2 protein-coding genes and 2 riboswitches are annotated in these 2,299 nt (G+C 56.4%); both genes read left to right on the forward strand.

Going from position 1 to position 2,299, the window contains the following annotated elements:
- A riboswitch (cobalamin riboswitch) is annotated at nt 1–200 on the forward strand. This riboswitch is flagged as partial in the annotation.
- Nucleotides 201–248: 48 nt separating this feature from the next.
- Entirely contained in the window at nt 249–413 is a 165-nt protein-coding gene (locus tag ACPLUI_RS14035) for a hypothetical protein (RefSeq protein WP_424660864.1), read from the forward strand.
- 9 nt (nt 414–422) lie between these two features.
- A riboswitch (cobalamin riboswitch) is annotated at nt 423–689 on the forward strand.
- A gap of 416 nt (nt 690–1,105) precedes the next feature.
- Nucleotides 1,106–2,299, forward strand: a 1,194-nt coding sequence (locus tag ACPLUI_RS14040; RefSeq protein ID WP_424660865.1) for an S-layer homology domain-containing protein, incomplete at its 3' end; no start/stop codon positions are given.

Here is a 2,299-nt window from a genome sequence, read left to right on the forward strand (position 1 = left end):
CACTGTGAATGGGTAGCGGCTTTCCACAAGGCCACTGGCCCGGCACTCAGTAAAGCTGGTTCTGCTTTGACGGAAGCCGGTTACTGCTAACGATAAGGTTACGGCGAACGGAACCAAAGTATGGCTGGGTGCTGGCCGGGAAGGCGGAAAGCAGGCGATGACCCATGAGTCAGGAGACCTGCCCGGGCGCGCGGCACAGGTAGCCTCCCAGGGAACAGGGGTTTGTGCCGGTCTACAATCTCCCGTCTTTGTGCGGCAGGTTCGAACGACTGTCAAACAACCCCGGCTCTTTTGGAAGGCCGGGGTTTTTCTTTTACTACCTGGTGGAGATCTGGCCGTTTCATCGGCCCGGTGCGGTGGCCGGTATCCTATTCTTCCTGCGCCGGACCAGGGCCGGCCGGGTACCTCCATAGTTCTATGGACAACTTCATACCGGAACGGGTGCCTTCACCCGGAGGTGAAGGTGAAAAGGGAAGCCGGTGCAAATCCGGCGCGGTCCCGCCACTGTGAGGGGGAGGGGCTCCACAAACAGGTCACTGTCCAGCACTTGCCAATGATATTTAAATCTCAGCTCCAAATTATCTGTCGAGCGTGATTGGGTGTTGCTGTTCACCGGTGAGTGCTGGATGGGAAGACGTGGAGTTCCGGGGAACCCGAGCCAGGAGACCTGCCCGTTCCAAATTGCCAGACCGGCCTACGCGGATAGGGGGGTGGTTTAGTTTTACCTGGCCTGCTGGAGCAGGTAACAAGTCCTCCATCTGAGTAGATGGGGGATTTTATTTATCAATACCGGTAATCAAAATCAACGCAAAACAAACCGGAATCCCCGGCGGGTTTCCTGCCGGCAGGCAGGTGCAGGTGGATGACTGCCTTTCGCTGAGATTAGACGCTTTGGGTAGCAGAAAGGATGGCCATAATTCAGTGATCACGAACCGGAAAGTCGTAACCCATTCTCCTTTCAGGAGTTAATATATTCCGGCTTTTAAATAATGAAGCCGGGCTCATTTTTAAAATCAGCCTGCTGGTTTATATAAATACATGCCAGAGTCAAAGCACCCGGCATCCAGTTAAAAACTTTGAGAAGCCAGAGAAGGAGGTAGGTTTGATGAGGGACCGTCACCTTAAAAGGCGTCTGCTCGTCCTGGCCGTAACGGTCTGTTTTTTCGCGGGCCTGCTGGTACCCCCGGGCTGGTCCGGCCGGGCGGAAGCGGCGGAATCATCCCTGGCGGACAAGGCCGTACAGTACCTCTATCATGACTATATGAAAAACGGCTTGCTCAACTCCGAAGTCGGGGTGGGGGCCTGGGCTCTGTATGTGCTGAACCAGGCCGGTATTGATACCGGTACCTGGAGACGTCAGGGGGTGAGTCTGCGGGAAGCGGTGCTGAAGGCGGTCAGGGATGACCTGGATAAAGCAGGTGAAGTCCGTGCGAAGCAGCTTGCCCAGGACCTTGTGGCCATGCAGGCGCTTGGGGAAAAGGAACTGGCCGGCCGGTTGCTTGAGGTCTTGAAGAGCAGGCAGAACGGCCAGGGGTTTGACGACATCAGCCCGTTAAGTATCTACAGCAACATGCCTGCCTTCGACCTTTTAGGCAGGGCCGGTTTGCTGGATCAGGTGAACACCGGCCTGGCCAGGAGCTACATCCTGGCAAACCAGCACGTCGGGAAACAGGATGCGCATTACGGGAGCTGGGGTTCGGGGGACGGCAGTGAATATTACGCGGACTTCATGGCTACTGCTCAGGCAGTGAGAGTGCTTCATTACCTGGACCCTCAGAAGCAAGATCCACGGCTGCAGGAAGCCGTTAAAAACGGCCTGGCCTGGATGCAGAGGCAGCAAAAAGCAGACGGTAGCTTTGTAGCGGGGATGGACGACCCGGTCATTGATACGGCGGAAGTGGCTGTAACCCTGAAAACCCTGGGTATGGACCCGGCAGCCTGGAAGAGCACTGCCGGGAAAAGTGCCGTTGATTATCTGGTGAGTAAATCAGTGAACGCGGATGGGAGCTTTGGTACGTCGGGCAACGCCATGGACGCCACCTGGGTGCTCTGGGCATGCCTGGTGCTGGAAGGGAAGACAGAAAATGCCGCTGCAAAACCGCAAACCGGAACGCAGGTACAACCCGGTGCAGGTACGGCTTTTAAGGATCTTAAGGGCCACTGGGCTGAGGGGGTCATCTACCGCTTGATTCAAATGAAAGTTGTATCCGGTTACCCGGATGGCACCTTCAAGCCGGAGGGGCAGGTGACCCGCTATGAAATAGCCTCCATGATGGTGCGCCTTTTAAAGCCGGCGGGG

Origin of the sequence: Desulfofundulus sp. (assembly GCF_049701015.1) — a bacterium.
Lineage (GTDB): Bacteria > Bacillota > Desulfotomaculia > Desulfotomaculales > Desulfovirgulaceae > Desulfofundulus.